At 66.4% G+C, this 24,513-nt stretch carries 27 protein-coding genes, 1 tRNA gene and 1 pseudogene; 26 read left to right on the top strand and 3 right to left on the bottom strand.

Annotation, left to right across the window (positions count from 1 at the left end):
* Nucleotides 1-2: 2 nt before the first annotated feature.
* The 16 genes from fliF to DKM43_RS10720 are packed head-to-tail and all read left to right on the top strand — an operon-like array spanning nt 3 to nt 13,998.
* The gene (fliF, locus tag DKM43_RS10795) at nt 3-1,688 is read left to right on the top strand and encodes a flagellar basal-body MS-ring/collar protein FliF (RefSeq protein ID WP_109798527.1); all 1,686 of its coding nucleotides are present in this window, start codon (nt 3-5) and stop codon (nt 1,686-1,688) included.
* Nucleotides 1,685-2,716 (top strand): flagellar motor switch protein FliG, encoded by a 1,032-nt coding sequence (gene fliG / locus DKM43_RS10790; RefSeq protein WP_330857635.1) that lies wholly within the window; start codon nt 1,685-1,687, stop codon nt 2,714-2,716. The genes fliF and fliG overlap by 4 nt, the downstream gene beginning before the upstream one ends.
* Nucleotides 2,709-3,347: a FliH/SctL family protein gene (locus tag DKM43_RS10785; RefSeq protein WP_109798526.1), complete on the top strand. Its 639-nt coding sequence runs from the start codon at nt 2,709-2,711 to the stop codon at nt 3,345-3,347. The genes fliG and DKM43_RS10785 overlap by 8 nt, the downstream gene beginning before the upstream one ends.
* Nucleotides 3,341-4,663 (top strand): FliI/YscN family ATPase, encoded by a 1,323-nt coding sequence (locus tag DKM43_RS10780; protein ID WP_109798525.1) that lies wholly within the window; start codon nt 3,341-3,343, stop codon nt 4,661-4,663. Before DKM43_RS10785 ends, DKM43_RS10780 begins: the two co-directional genes overlap by 7 nt.
* Entirely contained in the window at nt 4,660-5,091 is a 432-nt protein-coding gene (locus DKM43_RS10775; protein ID WP_109798524.1) for a hypothetical protein, read from the top strand. Before DKM43_RS10780 ends, DKM43_RS10775 begins: the two co-directional genes overlap by 4 nt.
* A 34-nt stretch (nt 5,092-5,125) precedes the next feature.
* Nucleotides 5,126-6,967: a hypothetical protein gene (locus tag DKM43_RS10770; protein WP_109798523.1), complete on the top strand. Its 1,842-nt coding sequence runs from the start codon at nt 5,126-5,128 to the stop codon at nt 6,965-6,967.
* Between the two features lie 30 nt (nt 6,968-6,997).
* Nucleotides 6,998-7,585: a flagellar basal body-associated FliL family protein gene (locus DKM43_RS10765; protein ID WP_109798522.1), complete on the top strand. Its 588-nt coding sequence runs from the start codon at nt 6,998-7,000 to the stop codon at nt 7,583-7,585.
* A 23-nt stretch (nt 7,586-7,608) separates the two neighbouring features.
* Nucleotides 7,609-8,496, top strand: a complete 888-nt coding sequence (locus tag DKM43_RS10760) for a FliM/FliN family flagellar motor switch protein (RefSeq protein ID WP_109798521.1) — start codon at nt 7,609-7,611, stop codon at nt 8,494-8,496.
* 21 nt (nt 8,497-8,517) lie between these two features.
* Nucleotides 8,518-8,838, top strand: a complete 321-nt coding sequence (fliN, locus tag DKM43_RS10755) for a flagellar motor switch protein FliN (protein WP_109798520.1) — start codon at nt 8,518-8,520, stop codon at nt 8,836-8,838.
* Nucleotides 8,838-9,122 carry a flagellar biosynthetic protein FliO gene (locus DKM43_RS10750; protein WP_109798519.1) on the top strand — a complete coding sequence of 95 codons (285 nt, stop codon included), beginning with the start codon at nt 8,838-8,840 and terminating at the stop codon, nt 9,120-9,122. The genes fliN and DKM43_RS10750 overlap by 1 nt, the downstream gene beginning before the upstream one ends.
* Before the next feature lie 20 nt (nt 9,123-9,142).
* Entirely contained in the window at nt 9,143-9,919 is a 777-nt protein-coding gene (gene fliP / locus DKM43_RS10745; RefSeq protein ID WP_109798518.1) for a flagellar type III secretion system pore protein FliP, read from the top strand.
* A gap of 6 nt (nt 9,920-9,925) precedes the next feature.
* On the top strand, nt 9,926-10,201 hold the full coding sequence (locus tag DKM43_RS10740; protein WP_109798517.1) for a flagellar biosynthetic protein FliQ: 276 nt from the start codon (nt 9,926-9,928) through the stop codon (nt 10,199-10,201).
* A gap of 9 nt (nt 10,202-10,210) precedes the next feature.
* A complete protein-coding gene (gene fliR, locus DKM43_RS10735) occupies nt 10,211-10,993 on the top strand; it encodes a flagellar biosynthetic protein FliR (RefSeq protein WP_109798516.1) in 783 nt (260 codons plus the stop codon).
* 13 nt (nt 10,994-11,006) lie between these two features.
* Entirely contained in the window at nt 11,007-12,170 is a 1,164-nt protein-coding gene (locus tag DKM43_RS10730; RefSeq protein ID WP_109798515.1) for an EscU/YscU/HrcU family type III secretion system export apparatus switch protein, read from the top strand.
* A gap of 5 nt (nt 12,171-12,175) precedes the next feature.
* On the top strand, nt 12,176-13,615 hold the full coding sequence (gene fliD, locus DKM43_RS10725) for a flagellar filament capping protein FliD (protein WP_109798514.1): 1,440 nt from the start codon (nt 12,176-12,178) through the stop codon (nt 13,613-13,615).
* Nucleotides 13,615-13,998, top strand: a complete 384-nt coding sequence (locus DKM43_RS10720; RefSeq protein WP_109798513.1) for a flagellar export chaperone FliS — start codon at nt 13,615-13,617, stop codon at nt 13,996-13,998. Before fliD ends, DKM43_RS10720 begins: the two co-directional genes overlap by 1 nt.
* Nucleotides 13,999-14,116: 118 nt before the next feature.
* Here the strand turns inward: DKM43_RS10720 and DKM43_RS10715 are convergent, their stop codons facing one another.
* The gene (locus DKM43_RS10715; RefSeq protein ID WP_109798512.1) at nt 14,117-15,145 is read right to left on the bottom strand and encodes a chemotaxis protein CheB; all 1,029 of its coding nucleotides are present in this window, start codon (nt 15,143-15,145) and stop codon (nt 14,117-14,119) included.
* Between the two features lie 209 nt (nt 15,146-15,354).
* Here DKM43_RS10715 and DKM43_RS10710 point away from each other — a divergent pair, with 209 nt between their 5' ends.
* From DKM43_RS10710 to DKM43_RS10670, 9 genes are all read left to right on the top strand, one after another.
* Complete coding sequence (locus tag DKM43_RS10710; protein WP_109798511.1) at nt 15,355-15,615, top strand: STAS domain-containing protein; 261 nt, start codon at nt 15,355-15,357, stop codon at nt 15,613-15,615.
* Nucleotides 15,612-17,837 (top strand): chemotaxis protein CheA, encoded by a 2,226-nt coding sequence (locus DKM43_RS10705; RefSeq protein WP_109798510.1) that lies wholly within the window; start codon nt 15,612-15,614, stop codon nt 17,835-17,837. Before DKM43_RS10710 ends, DKM43_RS10705 begins: the two co-directional genes overlap by 4 nt.
* 5 nt (nt 17,838-17,842) lie before the next feature.
* On the top strand, nt 17,843-18,703 hold the full coding sequence (locus DKM43_RS10700) for a CheR family methyltransferase (protein WP_236632521.1): 861 nt from the start codon (nt 17,843-17,845) through the stop codon (nt 18,701-18,703).
* Nucleotides 18,700-19,734 carry a protein-glutamate methylesterase/protein-glutamine glutaminase gene (locus DKM43_RS10695; RefSeq protein ID WP_109798508.1) on the top strand — a complete coding sequence of 345 codons (1,035 nt, stop codon included), beginning with the start codon at nt 18,700-18,702 and terminating at the stop codon, nt 19,732-19,734. Before DKM43_RS10700 ends, DKM43_RS10695 begins: the two co-directional genes overlap by 4 nt.
* Nucleotide 19,735: 1 nt before the next feature.
* Entirely contained in the window at nt 19,736-20,293 is a 558-nt protein-coding gene (locus tag DKM43_RS10690) for a chemotaxis protein CheD (RefSeq protein ID WP_109798507.1), read from the top strand.
* 21 nt (nt 20,294-20,314) lie between these two features.
* Nucleotides 20,315-20,686: a response regulator gene (locus DKM43_RS10685; RefSeq protein ID WP_109798506.1), complete on the top strand. Its 372-nt coding sequence runs from the start codon at nt 20,315-20,317 to the stop codon at nt 20,684-20,686.
* Nucleotides 20,687-20,706: 20 nt separating this feature from the next.
* Nucleotides 20,707-21,150: a chemotaxis protein CheW gene (locus tag DKM43_RS10680; protein WP_109798505.1), complete on the top strand. Its 444-nt coding sequence runs from the start codon at nt 20,707-20,709 to the stop codon at nt 21,148-21,150.
* Nucleotides 21,151-21,222: 72 nt separating this feature from the next.
* On the top strand, nt 21,223-21,474 hold the full coding sequence (locus DKM43_RS10675) for a hypothetical protein (protein WP_109798504.1): 252 nt from the start codon (nt 21,223-21,225) through the stop codon (nt 21,472-21,474).
* A 114-nt stretch (nt 21,475-21,588) separates the two neighbouring features.
* Nucleotides 21,589-22,260 (top strand): glutathione S-transferase family protein, encoded by a 672-nt coding sequence (locus DKM43_RS10670; protein WP_109798503.1) that lies wholly within the window; start codon nt 21,589-21,591, stop codon nt 22,258-22,260.
* A 37-nt stretch (nt 22,261-22,297) separates the two neighbouring features.
* Here DKM43_RS10670 and DKM43_RS10665 read toward each other — a convergent pair whose 3' ends face one another.
* On the bottom strand, nt 22,298-23,266 hold the full coding sequence (locus DKM43_RS10665; protein ID WP_109798502.1) for a complex I NDUFA9 subunit family protein: 969 nt from the start codon (nt 23,264-23,266) through the stop codon (nt 22,298-22,300).
* A gap of 215 nt (nt 23,267-23,481) precedes the next feature.
* Here DKM43_RS10665 and DKM43_RS10660 point away from each other — a divergent pair.
* Nucleotides 23,482-23,568: transfer RNA gene (locus tag DKM43_RS10660), tRNA-Leu, on the top strand.
* Between the two features lie 553 nt (nt 23,569-24,121).
* Here the strand turns inward: DKM43_RS10660 and DKM43_RS16805 are convergent.
* Nucleotides 24,122-24,409: pseudogene (locus DKM43_RS16805) on the bottom strand (recombinase family protein); the annotation flags it as partial.
* Nucleotides 24,410-24,513: the final 104 nt, after the last annotated feature.

The following is a 24,513-nucleotide window of genomic DNA, read 5'->3' as shown; positions in this document are numbered from 1 at the left end:
AGATGGCCGATGCTGCCGACACCCCTCCCGCGCCTTCGGCATTTGCCGCGCTGAGCGATCCGGCGGGCGGAAGCCTTGGCGCGCGGGCCAGAGCCTTCCTTGCCCAGCCGCCGGTGCGCCGCGCCCTGCCGTGGTTCGCGGGCGCATCAGCCGCTGGCGTTTCCGCCGTGCTGTGGCTGGCAATGGCGCCCGCCCCGCAGCGCGTGCTTTACAGCCAGCTTTCCGATGGCGAACGCGCCGAAGTGATCGCCAGCCTCGACAAGGCGGCGATTGCCTATCGCATCGACAACGCCACCGGCGCGATCACTGTGGGCGAGGATGATCTTTACAAGGCGCGCATGGCCGCCGCATCCGACGGGGCCATCGCCACGCCCGAAACCGGCATCCAGATGCTCGACAAGCTGCCGATGGGGGCCAGCCGCGGGCTTGAAGGCCAGCGCCTGAAAGCCGCGCGCGAGCGCGAACTGGAACTGACGATGATGGAAATCGACGGGGTGGAGGCGGTGCGCGTCCATCTGGCCGAGCCGGAAAAGTCGGTCTTCGTGCGCGAGAACGTGCCGCCTTCGGCCTCGGTCATGGTGAAGCTGAAGCGCGGGCGCCAGCTTTCGGAAAGCCAGGTGCGCGCCATCGTGAACCTTGTGGCCGGATCGGTGCCGGGACTTTCGATCGATGCGGTGCGCGTGGTCGATCAGCACGGCCGCCTGCTTTCCGAAGCCAGCGGCGCCGACGGGGACCGGCTGGAATTGCAGCAACGCATGGAGGAGAAGCTGCGCCAGCAGGTGGCGCAGCTTCTCACCCCGATGCTCGGCGAAGGCAACTTCTCGTCCGAGATTCAGGTCGATCTCGACATGGATCAGGTGACATCGGCCCGCGAAAGCTATGACAAGGAAGGCGTGATCCGGCAGGAAAGCCAGAGCGCATCGCAGCAGGCCGCGGCAGGCACCGCGCAGGGCGTTCCGGGCGTGACCGCCAATACCCCGCCACCGCCCACCACCGCCCAGCCCGGCGCACCGCAGGGCACCCCGCCTGCCAACGCGCAGCCGCCCCAGCGCAACGAGGAAACCAGTTCCACCCGCACCTATGAACTGGGCCGCGAGGTGGCGGTTTCCAATCAGGCCCCCGGCAAGGTGCGCCGCCTGTCGGTGGCGGTGGCGCTGAGTGCGGAAACCATGGCCAAGGCAAAGCCGCAGGACATCGAGCAGATCAAGCAGCTTGTCAGCGCGGCCGTGGGCGCCGATCCCGCGCGCGGCGATCAGGTGGCCGTGGCCGTGCGCGCGTTCAAGCCCGCAAGCGTTGAACCGCAGCCTTTCTGGGAAACCCCGTGGTTCGCCACGATCCTGCGCAATGCGGTGGCGCTGATCGCGGTGCTTTTGGTGCTGCTCCTGGGCGTGCGCCCGCTCATCAAGGCGCTGAAGCGAGAACCCGCGGTGGCTGCCACCGGCAATGACGAGGACACCGCCGCCAGCGGCCAAGCCGAGGCAGACGGTGATCCGGCCCCGGCAATAACCGCTGCCGAAGTGGCCGCAGCCATCCAGCCGGCGCAGGATCCGGCAACCGGCGTGGTCGATGCCGAAGCGCTGGCCCGTCAGGTAAGCCTTGCACAGCGGCTGGTGGTGGAAAAGCCCGACAGCGCGCTGGTGGCCCTGAAGCAGATGCTCAAGACTCCTGAAGAGGAAGGCGCAGCATGAGCGAGATGAGCGAGATCGTGGCGGAAGAGCCGCAGATTTCCGACCCTGAACGCGCGGCCGTCATGGTCATGCTGCTGGAGGACGATCAGGCCGCGCAGATCCTTGCCCAGCTTGAACCGGCCGAACTGCGCCTTCTGGGCGAGAAGATGTGCGCGCTGGGCGAAATCGGCCCCGTGGCGATTGCCCAGGCCATCGCGGGCTTCGTCGAGAAGACCGAGCGGCTTGGCCTTGTCGCGCATGACCGGATCGGACAGGTGCGCTCGCTCATGACCCGCGCGGTGGGCGAGGTGAAGGCCGACAGCCTGATGCAGCGCATCGCGCCCGACGATCCTTCGCGCACGCCCACGATCGAACTGGCCAAGTGGCTGACCCCGCAGGTGATCGTGCCCTTGATCCGCGACGAACACCCGCAGGCCATTGCGGTGCTGCTGGTGCAGCTTGATCCGGAAGTGGCCGCCGCCGTTCTGCATGGCCTGCCCGACGATGTGCAGCCGCAGGTGGTGCACCGCATCGCCTCGCTCGGACCGGTCTCGCCGGAGGCCATCGTGATGCTGGAGGAAATGCTGAACCGCCGGATCGGGGAATGCCACGGGCGCGGCGCGCTTTCCATGGGCGGCCCGCGCGAGGCGGCCGATATCATCAACGCATCGGTGCGTGCGGTGGAAAAGCGCGTCATGCCCGAAATTGCCAAGCAGGACCGCCAGCTTGCCAAGGCCATCGAGAACGAGATGTTCAAGTTCGAGCACCTCTTCGCGCTCGACGACAAGTCGATGGGGGCGCTGCTGCGCGAGGTGGACAGCGATGCTCTGATCGCAGCGCTGAAAGGCATTGCCGAGGAGCAGCGCGAAGCCTTCTTCCGCGCCATGTCGGCCCGTGCGGCAGATGGCATCCGCGACGAGATTGCCGCGCGCGGCCGCATGAAGATGGCCGAGGTGATCGAGGCGCAGAAGGCCATGGTGGCCGCCGCGCGCCGTCTTTCGGCCGAAGGGGTGATCGTGTTCGGCGCGGGCGACGACGACTATGTCTGAACCTGCGCGCGCGGTTTCGCTCGCCGCTCTGGCGCAGGTTCCAACCGGCTTTGCGCAGGACCGGCGGTTCTTCAGGGAACTTGCGCCCGCCGCCGTGCCGCCTGCCGAACCTGCGCCTGCACCCGTCGAAAGCGCCGACGCAGGCGAAGGCGGGCAGCACGATGACCCCGTGGCCGCTGCCTGGGCCGATGGCTATGCGCGCGGGCTGGGCGATGCACAGGAGGCCGCAGCCCAGATCATTGCCGAACAGGATGCGGCGCGCAGCCGGATCGAACTGGCGCTGACCCGGCTGGATGCGGCGATGCAGGCCGAATTGCAGGAACGCCTTCGCGAAACGGTGATTGCGCTGTGCGAGGCGGCCATTGCCCCTGCCGCGCTCGATCCCGAAGGACTGACCCGGCGCGTGCAGGTGGCTGCCGCCATGCTGGCCCGCGCCGAAGATGCGCGGGTCATCCGCCTGCATCCTGAAGACCTTGCGCTGATCGCGGCGCGCCTGCCCGAAGACTGGCACTTCGAACCGGACGCCACGCTGGAGCGTGGCGCTGTGCGGGTGGAAGGCGCGCTGGGCGGAGTGGAGGACGGGCCTGAGCAATGGCGCCGCGCCATCGAGGAAGCGCTGCGGCAATGCTGAACCTGATCGAACCCCTGCTTGACCAGCTGGCCGTGTGCGAACCCGATTTCACCCCGGCGCGCTATGGCCTGCTGGCGGCCTGCGATGGCGGAATGCTGGAGGTTTCGGGCCTTTCGGTCCCCATTGGCACGCAGTGCCGCATCGCCCATGGCGCAGGGTCGCTGTCGGCTGAAACCGTGGGCTTCCGCAATGGCCGCACGCTGATGATGCTGCTGGGCGATCCGGTGCTGCTGCGGCCCGGCGCAAAGGTGCGCCCCGAAGGCCGTCCCGGCATGGTGCCGGTGGGCGAGGCATTCCTTGGCCGCGCCATCGATGGCGAAGGCAAACCGATCGACGGGCTTGGCCCCATCCACAGCCGCCGTGAATGGCCCGCAGGCGGGGTGCGCACCGCCGCGCTGGATCGTTCGCCGGTGCGCATGGCTTTCGACACAGGCGTGCGCGCGCTCAACGCGCTCACCACATTCGGAGTGGGCCAGCGCATCGGCATCATGGCGGGATCGGGTGTGGGCAAATCGGTGCTGCTCGACATGATCGCGCATGGCGCCGAGGCCGAGATCGTGATCGTTGGCCTGATTGGCGAGCGTGCGCGCGAGGTCTCCGATTTCGTCGAACGGCACATGCAAGGGGCCAAGCGCGAGCGTTCGGTCATCGTGGCGGTGCCTGCCGACCATGCTCCCAACCTGCGCATTCGCGGCGCCATGATGGCCACCGCACTGGCCGAATACTTCCGCGCGCAGGGCAAGCGCGTGCTGCTCATAATGGACAGCCTGACGCGTGTGGCCCACGCGGGTCGGGAAATCGCGCTGCTGCTGGGTGAACCGGGCGCGGCGCGTGGCTATCCGCCATCGGCGCTCGCGACAATCACCAAGCTGGTGGAGCGCGCGGGCAATTCCGCCGAAAGTGGCGGATCGGTAACGGGCCTTTACACCGTGCTGGCCGATGGCGACAACCAGGACGATCCGGTGGTGGATACCGCCCGTTCCATTCTTGACGGGCACATCGTGCTTTCGCGCGAACTGGCGCAGCGCGGGCAGTATCCGGCCATAGACATCGCCGCTTCGCTCAGCCGCGTGATGAACGACATCACCGCGGCCGAACACCAGCAGGCAGCGCGCACCTTCCGCGCGCTGGTGGCCGCCTACGAAGCGAACCGCGATCTGGTGCTCATGGGGGCTTACCGATCAGGCGCAGACCCGCAGCTTGACCGGGCGATTGCCATGCACGATGCGCTGAGCGGGTTCATCAACCAGCCGCAGCGCGAGATCGTGCCCCTGGCGCAAAGCATTGCGGCGCTGCGCCAGCTTATCGGCCCATGAAGGCCGAACGCGCCCGGCTGGCCCGGCTGAAACGGCTTGAGCGCATCCGCGACATTGCCCGCCAGACCGCCCTTGCCGAAGCGGGCAAGGCCGAAGGCACGCTGGCGCAGTTGCAGGGACTGGTCGAGCGCACCGCCCGCCTTTCTGCCGATTATGCCGCGCGCACCGATGCGCGCGATGCCCATGGGCTGCAACAGCTCAGGCAGTTCATTGCCGGGCTGGACCGCATCGCCAGCACGACCCGCGCCGATGCCGAGACCGCCCGCCGCATTGCCGATGCCCGCGCCGAGGAGGCCGCCGCCGCCGAGCGGCGCCGCGCCGCAGTCGAGGAACGCGCCGAGGCGCAGGAACGCCTGATCGCCCGCAAGATCGCATCAGGGGCAATACCTACGACCGGCAGGAAGGGTTCTGGCACGGGTCTTGAATAAACAGGGTTAACAGCCCGCGACGGAGACCTGCGCCATGTTCGATGCCACCGCCATTTCCCTGCAAGCGGCCGTGCCGGCGCTTCCGGGCGCGCAGCCGCAGATTGCCGGGAATGCGGCAGATGACGGCGCAATCGCTGCGGGCGCGCTGATCTTCGGGGATGTTCTGGCGCAGCAGCGAATTGACCGGCCCATGACGGCCGAAGGCGGCAGTACGGCCGATGCGGCAGGGACGGGAGTGGCAGAAGCAGTGCCGACAGGCGCGCTTTTGCCGGAAAGCGGCAAGATCCTGCCGGGTCCGGCAATGCCGGTTGCCGTATCGGACGGCGAGGTTGCCGAACGATCGCTTGCGGCCCTGATGCCAACCGCCGGACCAGCCATGATGGCAATGGCTCCCCGGATTGTCGCTGCCTCGCGCTCTGCTCCCCATGCGGCCCCGACCGATGAGGGGCTGCCACCGGCGGCATCCCCTTCGGCCAGCGCTGCCGAGAGCGAGCGGGCCGAACCTGCCGAGGCCCGTCTCGCCGCGATCCTTGCGGCCCCCGTCCGGCAGGCAAGTCATGCGCAACCGCGCGCAGCGGCGCGACGCGATGCGCCCTTGGCGCGTTCGGAAACCCCGATGGCGGGTGATGCGCTTCCCGCGTCCGGGGAGACATCCGACGCGGAAGAACTGCCGTCCGTGCCAAACGGCCCGATGCGTGCGGATGCCGCACCTGCCGCGCTGGCGGCGCTTCCCCTTGCCGCCGTGGCCGAACCGATGGCGGCGGCCCCGCGTGCGCCAGCCGAACCCACCACCCCGGATGCGCCCGGCAGCCCTGTCGCCAGGGCGCCTTCGTCCATGCAGCCGCAACTTCGCCTGTCACCCGTGCCCGCGGGTCAACCCAAGGCCCTTCCCGCAGCGCTTCTGGCGGGGATGGCACGGATAGAGATCGAACCGGCGCCTGCCGATGCGATGGCGCAAGCGCCCGCAGCAATGGCAGACCTTGCAGACAGAGCGGCTCTCCCCCCGGCATTGCCGCTGCCCGCTGCCCGCGCGCCCACCCTCGCCCCCACCCTCGCCCCCACCATCGCCCTCGCTGCAAGGCAGGCTTTGCCGCAGGAGGTGATGCCGGGCTGCGCGCCCGCGCTGCTGGCAGACACCGCATCTGCACTGCCTTCCGCAGCATCCCCGCAAACCGGTGTGGAAGGGCCGCAGCCGCAGGCCGCGCTCCGGCTGCATCCGGTTCAGGGCGCAGTCCGTTCGGCCAGCGAACCGGCAGAAAATCCCGTTGCACAACCCGGAACGCAGGCGGGTGGGCAACCGGGCAGGCTGGCCGCTGAGACGCTCACCCCCGCCGAAAGCGCCTCGCAGCCGCAGGCGGTGATGGCGCAGACCCCGCTGCCCGTGGAACCGGCGGTCACCCTGCCCCCGTCCGCACATTCCACGGTGCGGGCGGAGCGCATCGACTTTGCCACGCTGGTCGACACGCTGGCCCGCGCCCGCGAGGAGGCATCTCCCCGTCCGCTCAGCATTGCCGTGACCAACACCGATTTCGGCCGCGTCTCGCTGCGCTTTGAAACCGGCGCGGACGCACTTTCGGTGACGATGAGCAGCGCCGATCCCGGCTTTGTCCGCGCGGTGAACGCCAGCGCCGAAGCCGCCGCCGCGCAGGCCGACAACCGCGGGCAGCCTTCATCGTCCGAAACCCGCAGCCAGCAGCAGGCCGCGATGCAGGCTTCGGCCGACGGGCATGGCCAGCGCCAGCCGCAAGCGCAGATAGGGCGCGATGATGGGCGAGCGCCGCCGCAGGCAGCGCCTTCCGTTCGCCGCGATGACAGTGCTCCCGCAGCGCGAGCCAGCGCCCCCCAAGCAGGCAGCCCGGACGGCATCTACGCCTGACCCTGACCATCCAATCCTGAAAGACGAGCGATGAGCGACAAGAGCGAGAAGGAAGCCAAGCCCAAGAAGAAGGGCGGCGGCATGATGATGAAGATCATCATGGCGGTGGGCCTGCTGGGCGCAGGCGGCGGCGGCGTGTTCGGGCTGGTTGCGGCCGGCGTGATCGGAGGCGGCCATGCCGAGGAAAAGAAGGACAACAGCCCCAAGCTGATCCGCAAGGGCGAAGTCGATCCCTATGCCCCCAAGGCCAAGGAAGGCGAGGAAGGCGGCGCGGAAGTCGATGGCGAAGGCGGCAGCGAGTTCCGCACCGTCTATTACAACTTCGCCGAGGACTTCACCTCGAACCTCAAGAACACCGACGCGCTGCTACAGGTGAACATTTCGGCCAGCACGCGGCGTGATTACCGCGTCGTTTCGTGGATGAAGAAGCATGAGCTGGCCATCCGTTCGGCGCTGCTCATCGCCATTGCCGATACGCCGGAAGAGGATGTCATCAGCCCTGAAGGGAAGGCCCGCCTGCAAAAGCGGCTGACCGCCGAAATCAACCGTGTCCTGACCGAAACCGAAGGCTTCGGCGGCGTGGACAACGTCTATTTCAAGTCCTTCATCGTCCAGTAAGCCAAGAAAGCCCCCCGCCTCTCATGAAACCCGAACGCGCCTTCATTGCCGAACGTGCCATCGCGCAGCACGATGCGGCGCTGCTGCGCCCCGGCCCGGACACCGCCGAACTTGTGCCCGCGCTGGCCCGGATGAGCGAGCGTCTGGCCAAGGCCGTGCGCGGGGCGCTGGCCCCGCTGCTGGGCGGAAACGAGCCGCAGATCAACCCGATGAAGCCGATGCAGACCGACTTTGCCGATTTCTGCTCGGAAATCCCGCGCCTTGCCGCCAACAGCCTGATGCAGATCGGCGCGGCCCCGTTCATGATGACCATCGAAGGCGAGACGGTGCTGCGGATGGTGGACCGCGCCTTTGGCGGCCCCGGCGATACGCCCGCATCACTGCCAAGGGAGTTCCCGCTTTCCGCCGAACTGATGATCGGGCGGATCGAGCAGATCATGGCCGCCTGCCTTGGGCTGGCGCTGGGCGGAAACGGCGGAGCGATCCGCGCGGTGCGGCGGGATTCCAGCCTTGCCCAGCTTCAGGCCATGCCCGCCGAAACGCAGGTGGCGGGGCTTACGCTCAACGTGGTGGAACAGGGGCGGATGCCATGGGCCATCGCGCTGGCCTTTCCGCTGGAAACGCTGGCGCAGATGTTCGCGCATGGCGAAGCGAAGCGCCCGGCACGCCCGCCGCGCGGCCCTGCGCTGCCAACCGATGCGCCCTTTGCCGACATTCCGGTGGAACTGGGGGCGGTGCTGGTCGACAAGCGCCTGCCGCTGGCCACGGTTTCGCGGCTGACTGTCGGACAGATCCTGTCCGTGCCCATCGCGCGCAACGTGCCGCTGGTGGTGGGCGAACGAACCTATGCCACTGGCACAATCGGCGCGCTCGAAGACCGCGTCGCCATCCAGATCACCCAGCTTTCCTGAACGTCACAAGAGGCTTCCAGCATGACCTTCCAGCCCCGCGGTTTCGATTTCCTCAAGGATGTCGACGTCCGCCTGACCGTTGAACTTGGCCGCACCTCGATGAAGCTCAAGGACGTGCTTGGTCTGACCGAAGAATCGGTCGTCATGCTCGACCGGCTGACCGACGAACTGCTTGACGTGATGGTCAACGGCAAGCTGATCGCACGCGGCGAAGTGGTGGCGCAGGGCGACCGTTTCGGCCTGCGCATCGTGGAACTGGCAGGAACGGACGGGGATGAGGGTTCTGCCCCCTCGGCTGGCGGCAAGGGACCGAAGGCGGCATCGAAGGGAGATGCGGCCTGATGTTCTGGTATGTGCTCAAGCTCATGGTGCTGCTGCCGTTGATCGGCGCTCTGGCATGGGCAAGCCTGAAGTTCGCCAAGCGCATGGAAGGCCGCTTCATGGGCGGCGGCAATGCCCCGCGTTCAGTGCGGATCGTGGAAACGCAGATGCTTTCGCCCACGCTGCGGCTGGCGGTGCTTGAGTTCCACGGCCGCGAAATTCTTGTCTCGGCGGGAAAGAACGGTCTCGTGCGCCTGGCCGAAGCCCCCGCACGGCCCCGGCCCGAAGCGGAGGACGGCCAGTGAAGCGCCCCGCTGCAACCGCGATGGTCTCTGCCATGACCACCGCTCTGTTCCTGCTGCCGCATCATGCGCTGGCACAGGCCACTGGCCCCGCCCCCGCGCAACAGCCAGCCGCGCTTTCGGGCGCGCTCGACCGCGCCTTCGGCCAGATCGCGGGCGCGCAAAGCGGCGGCTCGCTCTCGCTGTCGCTCCAGCTCCTGCTCATCATGGGGCTGCTCACGATCCTGCCTTCGCTGATCCTGATGATGACCAGCTTCACGCGGGTGCTGGTGGTCCTTTCGATCCTGCGACAGGCGATGGGGCTGCAACAGTCGCCGCCCAATCAGGTGCTGATCGGGCTTTCGCTGTTCCTTTCGCTGTTCATCATGGGCCCAACGCTCGACAAGGTGAACGCATCCGCGATCCAGCCCTATGCCAGTGGCCAGATCGGAGCGGAGCAGGCCATTGCCGCAGGCGGGCGCGAGTTTCACGCCTTCATGATCCGCCAGACGCGCGAGACGGACCTCAGGATGTTTGCCGAGATGGCCAAGACGCCAAGGTTCGCCAAGGCGGCCGACGTGCCCTATTCGATCCTGCTGCCCGCCTTCGTCACGAGCGAGCTGAAAACCGCCTTCCAGATCGGCTTCATGCTGTTTCTGCCGTTCCTCGTGATCGACCTTGTCGTGTCATCGGTGCTGATGAGTCTTGGCATGATGATGATGAGCCCGACCATCGTCTCGCTGCCGTTCAAGCTGCTCCTGTTCGTGCTGGTCGATGGCTGGGCGCTGCTGATGGGCAGCCTTGCGGCCAGTTTCGGATAAGCGCCAATGGACGATACCGCCTCTCTTCTTTCGCTGGCCGACCGGATGCTGTGGATCACCGCGCTGGTGGCCGCCCCGGTGCTTCTGGCATCGCTTGCGGTGGGCCTTGTCGTCGGGGTCATTCAGGCCGCGACCTCGGTCAACGAGCAGACGCTCACCTTCGTGCCCAAGCTGGCGATAACCGCGCTGGTGCTGGTGCTGTTCGGCGCGGCCATGCTGGGCCTGATCGGCGATTTCACGCGTGAAATCTTCAACCAGATCGCGCTGACAGGCCAAGGCTGAAGGCGCGCCATGGTGCAGCTCAACTTCGGCTTTGGCGCGCTTGAGGCCGATTTCTGGCGCTGGGTCTTCGTGATGACCCGCATTGGCGCGGCCATGTTCGCCGCCCCCCTGTTTGGCGGCGGGACCGTTCCCTATCAGGTCCGCGTGGTGCTGACGGCAGCGCTTGCCCTGCTGGTCTGCGCGTGGACGCCGGTTGCCGCACCGCCCGCGCTGCTTTCGCTCAATGGCCTGCTGTTCACCGCGGGTGAAGTGCTGATCGGGCTTGCCATGGGCTTCGTGCTGCAACTCTCGTTCGCCGCCCCCACCCTTGCCGCCGAAGTGATCGGCGCCGGGATGGGCATGTCCATCGCCACCACTGCCGATCCGGTCAGCGGGGCCAGTTCCCCCGCGCTGGGACAATACTTTGCGGTCGTGCTGACGGTGATCTTCCTTGGCACGGGCGCACATCTCAACTGGATCGGCCTGCTGGTCGAAAGCTATGCCGCCTTCCCGCCCGGCACGCCATGGCTCAGCGCAGGACGGATGGATCTGATCGCGCAGTTCGCCGGTCAGATGTTCCTGACCGCGCTGCTCATCGCGCTGCCGGTGACGCTGATCCTGCTGCTGGTGCAGGTCACGACCGGGATCATCAGCCGCTCGGCACCCAGCCTCAACCTGTTTTCGCTTGGTCTGCCGGCGGGCGTGCTGGCCGGCCTTGCCGCGATGATCGCCGCCGCGCCCATGTTCACCGATCTGATGATCGACATCTCGGCCAGCGCGGTCGGCCATGCAGCCGCGCTGATCGCACAGTAGAAGGGCAGGCGCGATGGCCGAGCAGGAAGGCGAAAAGTCCTTTGCCCCGACCCAGAAGCGCAAGCAGGACGCCGCGAAGAAGGGCGATGTCCTGCGCTCGAAGGAGCTGGCAACGGCGGTTGGCGTGATGGTGGGCGCGGTCTGGCTGAAACTGGCCGGGCCATGGCTGTTCGATGTCTTGCAGGATACGTTGCGCGCGTCTTTCACGATTGACCGCACGGCCATCGAGGATTTCACGCCCGGCAGGCTGATGACCGGCATCCTGCTGGCGGTGCTGCCGCCGGTGCTGCTGCTTGGCACACTGGTGCTGGCATCATCGGTGTTTTCGCAGGTCGGCCTTTCCGACGGGCGCTGGAACGCGGGCAATCTCGCGCCCAAGGCATCGCGGATCAATCCGCTTTCGGGGCTGAAGCGCATGTTCGGGCCGCAGGGCTGGATCGAACTGGGCAAGGGCCTCGCCAAGCTGGTGCTGCTGGGCGCCATCGCGTGGGCCTGGGCTTCGGGCCGGATCGACACGCTGATCGGGCTGGGGCGGGGCAATGTCCACGGCCAGCTCGTTGCGGCGTGGGATGCCGTCACCTCGCTGGCCTTCGCGCTGGCTGCGGGCCTTGCAGTGATCGCGCTGATCGACTTTCCGATCCAGTGGGTGCGCCGTTTCCTGCGGCTGAAGATGACGCTTCAGGAGATCAAGGACGAGCACAAGGATGCCGAAGGATCGCCCGAAAAGAAGGCCGCGATCCGCCAGAAGCAGCGCCAGTTCGCCATGGGGGCGATGCAGGGTGCCATGCAGAAGGCGCAGTTCGTCATCACCAACCCTACGCACTTTTCGGTGGCGCTGACCTATGATCCCGATCTTGCGCCCGCGCCGGTGGTTCTGGCCAAGGGTCGCGGCGAGAAGGCCCTGGCCATGCGCGAACTGGCCGCCGAACTGGGCGTGCCCTGCATCGAGGTGCCGCCGCTGGCACGATCGGTCTATTTCACCACGCGCGAGAACCAGATGATCCGCGAGGATCTCTATGCGGCCATCGCCTGCGTGCTGGCCTTCGTCATGTCGCTGAAGCGCGGCGACAACCCGGTGCTGCCGCCGATCGATCTGCCGCTGCACATGCGCTTTGATGCCGATGGCAGACCAGAGGCGGTGATGACGCTTAACCGGGCGGCCGCGCCGCCGTCCTGATCTCCATGACCAGCACTTCGTCCACCGCATCGACGTCGGCCACAGCCCAGATCGTATCGACCCTGGGCGCGGGCAGCGGCATCAATACCGCGCAACTGGCAGAGCAGCTTGCCGCCGCCCAGTTCGCCACCCGGATCGATCAGCTTGCCGCGCGCAGCGAAAAGCTTACCGCGCAGATTTCGGCCGCATCGAACCTGCGTTCGATGATGAGCACGCTGTCATCCTCGATCGGGTCGCTGATCCGCACGGGTGATCTGGCAGTGAAGCCGGAAATCAGCAACCCTGCCGTGGCCGAAGTGACGCGCGGCGTTGCCACCGGGCGGGGCACCTATGCTTTGGAAGTCACCAGCCTTGCAGGCCCCCAGCGCATGGCGCTGCCCCCTTATGCCAGCGCAACGAGCGCAGTGGGTGCGGGCACGCTGACCCTGCGTTTCGGGACCGTTTCGGGCGGCAGCTTCACCGCCGACCCCGCGCAGTCGGAGGTGAATCTCACCATCGCCAGCGGGGCAACGCTGGCCGATGTGGCCGCCGCGATCAACGCATCGGGCGCGGGCATCAATGCCTATGTCGCCAACGGCGCGGCAGGCGCGCAACTGGTGCTGCGCGGACGCGAGGGCGCAACCAACGGCTTCATCATCGAAGCGGCTGAAACACCCGGCGAAGAAGGCCTTGCCAATCTGGCGTGGACACCGGCGACCAACAGCGGCCAGTTGCAGGCTGCTGCCAGCAACGCGAACTTCACGATCGACGGCGTCTCCTATTCACGCACCAGCAACACCATCAACGAGATCGTGCCGGGGGTGAACCTGCGGCTGTCGGCGACCAATGCAGGCAACCCCGCCACCATCCGGTTCAGCGATCCCACGCCCAACATCTCCACCGCGATGAACGACCTGGTGGGCGCGCTCAACGAAGTGGTCTCGGCGCTCAACAGCGCAACCGATCCGTTGGGCGGGCCACTGCGCAACGATCCCGGCGCGCGCGCGCTGCGTCAGGCGCTGGTTTCGCTGCCATCGGAACGGATCATGCGCAATGCCGCCGCGGGCGAACCGGCAACCTTGGGCGATCTGGGGCTGAAGCTGGAACGCAACGGCAGCTTCACGCTCGATTCCACCCGGTTGAGCGGCACCCTGCGCGACAATCCGCAAGGCGCCGGGGCGATGTGGACCACCGGGGTATTCGGCGTTTTCTCGACCATCGACCGGATCGCGCGCGCGGCCTCGACCACCACCGGCGGCGCATCGCTTGCCAGTTCGATCAATCGCTACACCGCGCTCAGCAAGACCATCTCCGACAAGAGCAGCGAACTGGCCGCCAAGCAGGAAGATTTCCGCGCGCGGCTGGTTACGCGCTTTGCCGCGATGGACAGCCGGGTCAGCGGATCGCAATCCACCCTGTCCTTCCTCAAGGCGCAGATCGACGCCTGGAATGCGAGCAAGAACTGATGCTGCACCACCGCAATGATCCTTCGGAAGCCTACCGCCGCATCGATTTCGATGCGCGCGTGCGCGGCGCGGATTCGCGCCAGCTTGTCGATCTGTGCCTTGAACAGGTGATCGGCTCGATTGGCCGGGCGCTCCACGCGCAGGAACGGGCCGACAATGCCGCCAAGAGCGCGGCGCTGACCCGCGCGGTTTCTGCGCTGACCGCCTTGCAGATGGGCGTTGACATGGCCAACCCCACGGCCGGCGCGCTGATGCAGCTTTACCAGTCGGCCCGCAGCGCGGTGCTCGATTGCGTGACGCGCTTCGATCCTGCCAAGCTGCGGCTGATCCGGCAGGACTTCACCGAGATCCGCGAGGCCATGCTGCGCAGCATGGCCGCCTGACCAGGCCGCACCCCTTATCGCGCGCATGATGCAAAAAAGCCCGGAACCCCTGCGCAGGTTCCGGGCTTTCGTTGCACCCGCGCCGCAAGGGGATGGGCGGCGCGGGATGGCGGGGCGATCAACCGATATTGCAGCAGGCGATGAGGGCGGCGCCCAGATCGTCAAGCGCAAGTTCGCTTTCAGCAGCCTCGACGGCAATGGCGGCCGCGGGCGCTTCGGATACGAGCGCGCTCTTGCGGTCCTGGGCAAAGGTCCGGCATCCGGCATCGCGCATCAGCCTGAGACCCTTGGCCCCGTCGGCGCCCATGCCCGTCAGAACTGCACCGGCCGCCGGAATGGCCCCGCGCGCGATGGAGCCGAACAGGAGGTTAGCCGAGGGGCGCATCCCGTCCACCGGATCTCGATCAATCAGGCGCAACTTGGCCGGGCTGCCCGGTTCGATCACCGCGTGGCGTTCGGGATCATAGGCGATGTGAATGGTGCCAGCCGCCAGCGGGGTGCCATCCTTTGCCGCCTTGACCGCGCACTTCAGCTCGCCGTCCATGCGCTTGATGAAGGTTTCGACCACGGCGGGTTCGGCATTAAGCGCAATCACCGTGGGGGGGCACTTTTCGGGCCAATAGGCAAGAAGCTGCGTCAGCGCGTCGATCCCGCCCATCGAGGCCGAGAGCGCGAGGATGTGCCCGTTCCATTCGAAATGGGCTTCGGCAGCCTTGTGCTCGCGCGGGGCCTTGCGGTCCCTCACGTTGCTGTTGGCGGCCGCCAGCACGATCTTGCCCAGCTTGCCCACGGTCTTGCTGAACTGTTCGGGCGTGGCCTTCAGGGGTTTGGGAAAGCATTCGACCGCGCCCAGTTCATAGGCTTTGAGCGAGGTTTCGGTGCCCGCCTGCGTAAGGCTGGAGAGCATGACCACCGGCAGCGGGTTGGAGGTCATGATCTCTTCGAGAAACTCGATCCCGCTCATCCCCGGCATTTCCACGTCGAGCGTGACGACATTGGGGCGCAGTTCGCGGATCTGGTCGCGTGCTTCGGCGGCATTGGCGGCAGCACCGATGACGGTCACGTTCTTTGCCTGATCGAGAATATCGGAAAAGAGCGCCCGCATCGCAGCGGAATCATCGACAACCAGAACGCGTGCTTCGTGCATGGGAGAACAGACCTTATCATCGGGCGCACCTGCGCCGCATGTGTCTTCCCTACGCACACAGGACCGACAAAATCCTGTGCCGCCCCTTACGTATCTCACCCTAAGGGCCGGGAAAGAGCGCCTTTGCCCTCCTGCCCTATTGCGGTGAGCCTCGAAGCCGCGCCCGATTCCACCGAACCGGCGCGCCAAGCCGGAGGAACTGCGTCTCCATGTCGACGATCCTGTTGCCCGCACGGTGTGATCGCGCCGCCGCCGAAGCCCTGCTGCCCGAAATGGTGGCCGCGCTCGGTTCCGGTCCCTTGCAGATCGATGCGCGCGAGTGCCGCCAGATCGGACAGGCCATGCTCCAGTTGCTGGTCAGTGCACGCCAGACCGGCGAAGGCGCGGTGATCCAGCCATCGCAGGCCCTGCGCGAAGCCGCCGCGCTGACCGGGCTTGAAGACGAACTGCTTTCCGGGATCGATGCATGAACGCCGAGGAAATCCAGGCCATCTTCTTCGCCGAGTGCGAGGAATCGCTGGTCGCCGCCGAACAGGGGCTGGCCGCCTGCCGTGATGGCACGCACGATGCCGATACCGTCAACGCCGTGTTCCGCGCCGTCCATTCGATCAAGGGCGGGGCGGGTGCCTTCGGCTATGTCGCGCTTCAGGCGTTCACGCATACCTTCGAAACGCTGCTCTCCGACGTTCGCGACGGGACGGTGCCGATCACCGAGCCGCTGGTGGACCTGCTGCTGCGCGCGCTGGATACGCTGAGCGACCATGTGAGTGCGGCGCGCGGCGAAAGCGCACCGCCCGAAGACGCGGTGCTTCAGGCTGAACTGACCGCCGCCATGGCCGCAAATGCCGGGGTTCCACCGGCACCGGCCCCCGAAGCCGCGCCGCATACGGCGCCCCATCCCGCCGAAGGGGCGGGCAGCGATAATGGCGCAGGCGATTTCGATCTCGATTTCGACCTTGATGCCCTGCTTGACGACATTTCGGGCGAGATTGCCCCCAAGGCCGAAGCGCAAGCCGCCGACGAACCGCGCTGGCAGATGCGGCTGCGCCCCCATGCGGCAGCCATGCGCAACGGCAGCGAGCCGCTGCTTATGCTGCGCGAGATGGGCGATCTGGGAGGCCGCTGCGAGGCCTGCGACATTTCCGCAGTGCCCCCGCTCGATGCCCTTGATGTGGGCACCGGCTATCTCGGCTGGACCTTCAGCTTCCCCGCCAGCGTGACCGAAGCGGCAGTGCGCGACATTTTCGATTTCGTGGGCGATGATTGCGCGCTGGCCTTTGGCGATGACGCACCGATGCCGCCGATCCGCTATCCTGAGCAGCCAGCGGCAGCAAGGCCCGCGCCTGCTCCCACATCGTCAGGGTTGGCCGCCGCAGCATCCGCGCAGACGCCCGCCGCCGCGCCTGCGGTCCATGGCGCGGCGGCCGCCGTTCCGGGCTCTCCTGCCTCGGCTCTGGCCGCACCGGCGGCAGGATCGGCACCGCCCGCGCCGCCAGCCCCCGGCCAGTCGATCCGCATCGAACTGGGCAAGCTCGACAAGCTGATCGATGCGGTGGGCGAACTCGTCATTGCCCAGGCGATGATGGCGCAGCGCCTTGCCGGGCAGGGCCTTGCCGTGGCCGAGGAGATGGCCATGATCGAAGGACTGACGCGCGACATCCAGGAATCGGCCATGGCGATCCGCGCCCAGCCGATCGGTTCGGTGTTCAGCCGCGTGCCGCGCATCCTGCGCGAACTGGCCGCATCCACCGGCAAACACGTGAAGCTGGAAGTTTCGGGCGAGAGCACCGAACTGGACAAGACCGTGATCGAGCGGCTGGGCGAACCTCTCACCCACCTGATCCGCAACGCGGTGGACCACGGCATCGAACCGGCCGACCAGCGCCTTGCCGCGGGCAAGCCCGCGGAAGGCACGCTCACGCTATCGGCCGAGCACCGTTCGGGCCGCATCCTCATCCGCATTGCCGACGACGGCAAGGGCATCGACCGCGAGCGCGTGTTTGCAAAGGCCGTGGAGAAGGGCCTGATCGCGCCGGATGCGGTGCTTTCGAAAGAGGAGATCGACCTTCTGATCTTCGCTCCCGGCTTTTCCACCGCGCAGCAGGTCACGAACGTTTCCGGGCGCGGGGTGGGCATGGATGTGGTCCGCCAGAACGTGAAGGATCTGGGCGGGCGCATCACCATCGATTCCGAACCGGGCAAGGGCACGACCTTCACCCTTACCCTGCCGCTGACGCTGGCGATTTCCGACGGCATGGTGGTGAACGTCGGCGACCAGACGCTGGTCGTGCCGCTGGCCAACGTGGTGGAAAGCCTGCGCCCTGCCCCCAACGAGGTGCAGGGACTTGGCGTGAACCGCTGCATGATAAACGTGCGCGGCCGCTTCATACCGGTGATCCCGCTGGCGCGTGCCGTTGGCGCGGAAGGGGCCGCGACCGATCCGGTCGATGCCGTGCTGATCGTGGTTGAAACCGAAGGCGCGGGTCGTGCTGCGCTGATGGTCGATGCCATCTGCGACCAGCGCCAGGTCGTCATAAAGAGTCTTGATACGCATTACCGCTCGGTCGAAGGCGTGGCAGGGGCCACGATCCTTGGCGATGGCCGGGTGGCGCTGATCGTCGATGTGGATGGCCTTGTCTCGCGCAGCCTCGCTTCTGCCGGGGCCGCCACGCCGCTGGCAGAAGCCGCATGAGACTGATGGAAGCCCTTGACGCCTCGATGCCGGGCATCAGCCCCGGCATCTATGACAACGCCGATTTCCGCGCGATTGCCGATATCGCCCATGCCGAGGCGGGAATCGTCCTGCCCGCAGGCAAGGCCATGCTGGTCTATTCGCGCCTTGCCCCGCTGGTGCGCGATTCGGGCTGCGCCACGTTCGGTTCCTATGTCATGCGCATCCGCGAGAACGCGGCCGAGCGCCAGAAGGCGATCTGCGCGCTGACCACGAACCACACCTTCTTCTACCGCGAGGCGCACCATTTCGAACACTTCGCGCAGCACGTGCGGCCCGGCTATGTCCAGCGTCTGCAGACGGGCGGCAAGGTGCGGCTCTGGTCGGCTGGCTGTTCCAGCGGCGAGGAAACGTGGTCGCTGCTGATGACGCTGCTGGGGACGGATCCGGCCGAGGGCAAAGCCATTGCCCGCCGCGACCTGCGCCTGCTGGCCAGCGACATTGCTGCCCACGCCCTCGCAAAGGCCCGCAGCGCCACTTACCGTGCCGAAGATCTGAAGGCCGTGCCCGAAGCGCTGCGCCGCATCTGGACCGAGAGCGAGGGCGAGGACGCGGTCATCGCCCCGGAAGTGCAGCAGCTTGCCCGCTTTCGCATGCTCAACCTGCTTGGGCCATGGCCGATGCAGGGCCGGTTCGACACGATCTTCTGCCGCAACGTGATGATCTATTTCGACAACCCCACCAAGGAGCGGCTGGTCCAGCGCTTTGCCGAAGTGCTCAGCCCCGGCGGCTGGCTCTATATCGGCCATTCCGAGCGCGTGACCGGACCGGCGCTTGACCTGCTCTCCACCGAGGGCCCCACCATCTATCGCAAGAGGGCCGCATGACCATCCGTGTCGTCATCGTCGACGATTCTCCCACAATGCGGGCCATCCTGATGAACCGGCTGGGCAGGGAGCCGGACATCGAGGTGGTGGCCGCCGCCGCCAATGCCGCCGAAGGCCGCCAGATGATCCGCGAACTGGACCCCGACGTGGTCACGCTCGACATCGAGATGCCGGGCATGAACGGTCTGGACTTCCTCGCCAAGATCATGGAATTGCGCCCGACGCCTGTCATCATCGTTTCCGGCGCCACGCGGCAGGGCAACGAGATGACCGCCCGCGCGCTCGCGCTTGGCGCGGTCGATTGCTATGCCAAATCGGGTGATGGTGCCGGGCTGGACGATGCCGGAAGGCTCGCCGCCATGATCCGCGAGGCCGCGAAAGTGCGCTTTGCCCCGCGCCCCAGATCAGCCCCTTCCGAGACCATCGCGCGGGTTGCGCTCGAAGCGCGCGGCTCGCTGACAGACCGGCCCGCGCTGATTGCCATCGGATCGTCAACCGGCGGTGTGGAAGCGCTCCAGACGGTGCTTTCCGGCTTTCCCGCTGATTGCCCGCCCACGCTGATCGTGCAGCACATCAACGCCCGTTTCGCCCCGGCGGTGGCGCGCACGCTGGACCAGTCCTGCCCGCCGCGCATCGTTCTGGCCGAACCGGACACCCCGCTGAAGGACGGACACGTCTATCTTGCGCCGGGCGATGACCGGCACCTGACCGTTGGCGGCAGCACGGGCTTTTACTGCAAGTTGCGCAGCGGCGCGCCGGTATCGGGCCACCTGCCCAGCGTCGACGTGCTCTTCGCGTCGGTTGCCGAAGTGGTCGGCCCGCGCAGTGTCGGGATCCTGCTGACCGGGATGGGAGCCGATGGCGCGCAGGGCCTGCTGGCCATGGCGCAAAAGGGCGCGCGCACCATTGCACAGGACGAGGCGACCTGCACCGTATTCGGCATGCCGCGCGCAGCGATCAATCTGGGCGCCGCACGCATCGTTGCGCCGCTGGGCGCCATCGCACGTCACGCCTTCAGCAAGGCGGCCTGAGATGAGCCTCGAAACTCCCATCCCCGGCGCGCCGCCGCTTGAACGCATAACCGTGATGCAGGGGCAGGCGCTGGCCAGTGCCAGCCCGTCAGTCGAATATTCCACGGTGCTCGGCTCGTGCGTGGCCACCTGCCTCTATGATCCGCACAGCCGGGTTGGCGGCATGAACCACTTCCTGTTGTCTGAACCCCCGGCCAACGTGCCCGGCACCCAGATCGACGAGCATTATGGCGTCTATCTGATGGAGCTGCTGGTCAACCAGATGCTGGCCCACGGTGCGCGCAAGGCCAATCTCAAGGCACACCTCTATGGTGGGGCCAATGTCAACCGCAACATGATGCGCATCGGCACAATGAACGCCGAGTTCGCGCGCGGATTCCTTCAGCGCGAAGGCATTGCCCTTGTGCGCGAGGACATGGGCGGCACCAGCGCCCGCCGCGTCGATTTCCGCCCGGCATCGGGCCAGGTCCGCCTCCGCACGGTGGAAGACCGGTTCGCGCCGCCCGTCCAACCCACCCCGCGCCCGGCGGTCGCCCGCGGCGATGTCGAACTGTTCTGATCGGAAAAGCGAGTCCCTCCCATGAGCAATCCTACCCGGATCCTTACCGTCGACGACAGCCCCTCGATGCGGGCGCTGCTCAACCATGCCTTGTCGGGCCACGGCTTCGATGTGGCGCAGGCCGAAGACGGCCTTGCCGCACTCGACTGGCTGGCCATGAACGAGGTCGATGTCGTCATCACCGACATCAACATGCCGCGTCTTGACGGCTTCGGCCTGATCGAACGGCTGCGGGAAGGCAGCCGTCACCGCGACCGCCCGATCCTCGTGCTGACCACCGAAAGCTCGGACGAGAAGAAGGCCCGCGCCCGCGCTGCCGGTGCGACGGGATGGATCGTGAAGCCCTTCGATCCCGAAAAGCTTGTCGCGGCCGTGCGTCGCGTCGCCCACTGACCCTTGCCGGGAGCACCGCAATGCTGCGCGAACTGATAACTTTCGAAGTGGAAGGCCAGGTCTTCGGTCTCGATATCATGGCCATTCGCGAAATCCGCGCTTGGTCGCCCACCACGCGCCTGCCGCGCGTGCCGCACTATGTTGCGGGCGTCGTCAACCTGCGTGGCACCGTGCTGCCGGTGATCGACCTTGCCGCCCGTCTGGGCTGGCGCGCCACCGAGGCAACCCCGCGCCACGCGATCATCGTGACGCAGCTTGGCGCGCAGGTTTCCGGCTGGATCGTCGATTCGGTAAGCGACATCGTGACGCTTCCGGCCGACGCGCTCCAGCCCCCGCCGCCCACTTCGGCGGGCGATACGGTTGTGCCCTTCCTCGAAGGTCTGGCCGCGATCGAGGACCGCATGGTCATGGTGCTGAACCTTGCCGCCCTTTCGGACGGCGCCCAATTGCCCGAAGCCGCCTGACACGCCCGCAAGGGCCGCGCCGGAAGGCCCCGTCAGGACAGGAAAGCCGGACCACACAAGGAAGTTTGCCTCATGGCTCAAGCAACCCATCGCCAGATCGCCGTCGTGCTCGAAGAACTGGCCGAGGAAGTCGAAGCCCTTGGCTCCGCACTCTGCGCGGACATGGACATTGCCCTTCGCCATATGGACAAGCTTCAGGCCATCGACCTGATCGCGCAAAAGCAGCGTTCGCTGGGCCGGCTGCTCGTGGCCGAAAGCCCCGCCGAGGAAATCGAGCGCATCGCCCTCGACGTGCTGCGCGACCGCATGCGCCTGTCAGGCTAGGAGCAGTCGCGGTCAGATCGCGCCCGCGCCGCAAGCGCCAGGTCGCGCTGTGGGCGATATTCGCGCTTGCCCCCTCTGGACTTCACCGCGAACCCCGCGCAATGCTCATGCCCCATGTGGCAGCTTCATCAATTCCCTCTGTGCCCCTTCAGCCGCAAGGTGCGGCTCCTGCTCAGCGAGAAGGGGGTCGCCTATGATCTGGTCCGCGAAAATCCGTGGGAAAGGCGCGAGGCGTTCGGACACATCAGCCCTGCCTATCGCACCCCCGCCATCCACAATCCGGAACGCGGCATCACCCTGGCCGACAGCCGGGCGATCTGCGAATATTTCGAGGAGACGGTCGACAAGAGCCCGATGATCAACGGCACCGCGCCCAATCGCGCCGAAATTCGCCGCCTGGTGGCCCTGTTCGACGAGAACTTCTACGCCGATGTCACCCAGCCCCTGCTGGAAGAGCGCATGAAGAAGCGGCTCGTCTATCGCAGTCCGCCCGACAGCAAGCGGCTGCGCGATGCCATGCGTCTGGCCGACGAACATCTGGATTACATCGACTACCTCATCGACAACCGGCCGTGGCTGGCCGGTTCAACCATGAGCCTTGCCGATCTTGCCGCCGCTGCCCAGCTTTCCGTGGCCGATTATCTGGGCGGGATAGACTGGTCCGGGCACGAACAGGCGCGCGGCTGGTATTCAGTGTTCAAGAGCCGTCCCAGCTTTCGCCCGCTCTTGGCAGAGCGCATGGATGTGATTCAGCCCCCCGCCCACTATGCCGATGTGAACGCCTGAGGATTCGGCGGCAAGGCAGGCAGAAGGCGCCTGGCTGCTACGCCGCGGTCTTGGCCTTCACACCAAAGCGGCCGAACTTGCGGTAGCGAGTCATCCAGCGATCGAGGAACAGGCCAAGCGGGCGCGGCACGACGCCAAGCGCATCGATGCCGGGCAGCGTGCCGGTGGCAAAGTTGCCGGCCTTGAGCAGCTTCCACTGGTCCATGCTCATCGGCGCACCGGGCAGCCATCCGGTCAACGCGGCAAAGGCTGCGCAAACCCCGTCGGGAAGCTCAAGCAGAACCGGCGCGCGATCGGCCGCCTTTGCGATGCGGCGGTTGAGTTCGCCCATCGTCACCACCTCTGGACCAGCCAGTTCATAGATCTTGCCGCCATGCAGGCCGGGATTAGCCAGCGCATTGGCCACTGCTTCGGCCGCATCATCGACGTTCACCGGTTGCAGCCTTGCCTGCGCACCGAACACCGGCACAACAGGCAACTTGGCCATCAACGCGCCGAACATGTTGAGGAAATTGTCGTCCTCGCCGAACAGGATCGACGGACGCACCACCGTGGCCGTGGAGAATGCGGCCAGAACCGCTGCTTCGCCCTCGGCCTTGGTGCGGGCGTAGGCCACATCGGAGTCGGCATCGGCGCCAAGCGCGGAAACATGCACGAAAGCCCGCGCACCGGCATCCTTCGCGGCCTGCGCCACCCGGCCGATGCCCGCGCCCTGCACCGCATCAAGATTGCCGGCAAAGGCGCCGACAAGGTTCACCACCGCATCCACGCCGACCAGCGCCTTGGCCACGGTTTCAGGCCGCGTCACATCGGCGGCCACGAACTGCGTCTGGCCAAGACCGCCCAGCGGCTTGAGCCGGAAGGCACGTTCGGGGTGGCGGCTGCAAACCCGCAAGCGGGCCCCGCGCGAAAGCAATTCCTGCGCCAGATGCCTGCCGAAAAAGCCGCTGCCGCCCACCAGGGCCACCAGCATCCCATCCAGATCGCGCGTCCTGCCGTTTGCCATTTGTCGAAATCCTGCTTGCCGCGCCCTGCAACCGGGCGAACCACGGCCCGCCTTTGGCACAGCGGAGCCTGCGCTTTCAATGCCCAAACGGAGCGAACGTGCAGGCGGCCGAAAAAGACTTCGCACAATGCCGATTTCCCCCGTTGACACCTCGCCCCCCGTCGCCTAGTTGCGCGCTCCTACCCGGCGGGAAGGCAGATCACCCCCGCTTCCGTGCCCAGATGGCGGAATTGGTAGACGCACCGTCTTCAGGTGGCGGCGCTGGAAACGGCGTGGAGGTTCGAGTCCTCTTCTGGGCACCATTTCGGAGTCTTCAGACTCCAGTCCTCCTAAGTCATTGAAAATACGGAACGGAATCGCTGTTTCAGCGGTTCTAAACCCGTGTCCGCGCTCGTATGAAAGACGTGAGGCAAATGCCATGCGGATGACCCCACGCTTGGCCTCAAGAGTGCCAGAAGCCCATATTTTAAAAGGATTTTCTAGGAATTCCAAAGCGGTTCTATGTGCCGAGTCGAAATCCGTGATCGGCCGACCGCAATTAGCTACCATTTCGGCCGCTTTCGCCTTTTGAGCTTCCAGTGATGCCAACCGATTCTCGTAAGCGTTCAGCACAGCAGGTGACTCCGTGTTGACGATACGATCCACGAGTTGCTCGATCTGCTGTTCGAGCAACTTCACCTCAGCTTGAAGCTGTGCGCGATTGCCGTGTGATGCGGCCACGCGCGCATCCCACAAGTCGCGGAACAGAGCGACCGCGAGAAGATACATATCATGTGATGGGCGAAGCGACGCGAGAAGCTCTTCGAACTCTCGCTCCATCACATCGCGCTTGATCGACTTCCCATACGATGAGCAGCCCTTCGTCTGGCAGAGATAGTATGGATAGCGATCATGCCGCCCCTTCGTCCAACAGGCACGATAGGGCTGACCGCAGTCATGGCAGAGCACCGCGCCACGCAATACGAAATCGAGCGCGATATCTTTTCGGGCAGGTGCTTTCGCATTGCCCTTCAAGCGATCCTGCACCGCGCTGAATGTCGCAAGGCTAACGATTGGCTCGTGCTTGCCCTCACGCATGTGGATGCCCCATTCGGGGTAATTCAGATAGCCAGCGTAGTGAACGCGTTCGAGAATTTCGAGCACGCGCTCGACTGAGGTGGTGCCGGTTTTCTGGACAGGGTGTTAAGCTACTCCCGACCTGAAGGACTGGCACGGGAATGAAGACGACGAGAAAGCGCTACAGCGCC

Origin of the sequence: Novosphingobium meiothermophilum (genome assembly GCF_003171715.1) — a bacterium.
GTDB classification, from domain to species: domain Bacteria; phylum Pseudomonadota; class Alphaproteobacteria; order Sphingomonadales; family Sphingomonadaceae; genus Novosphingobium; species Novosphingobium meiothermophilum.
The sequence above is the reverse complement of the archived record's forward strand: the minus strand, read 5'-3'. Positions and strand labels throughout refer to the sequence as shown.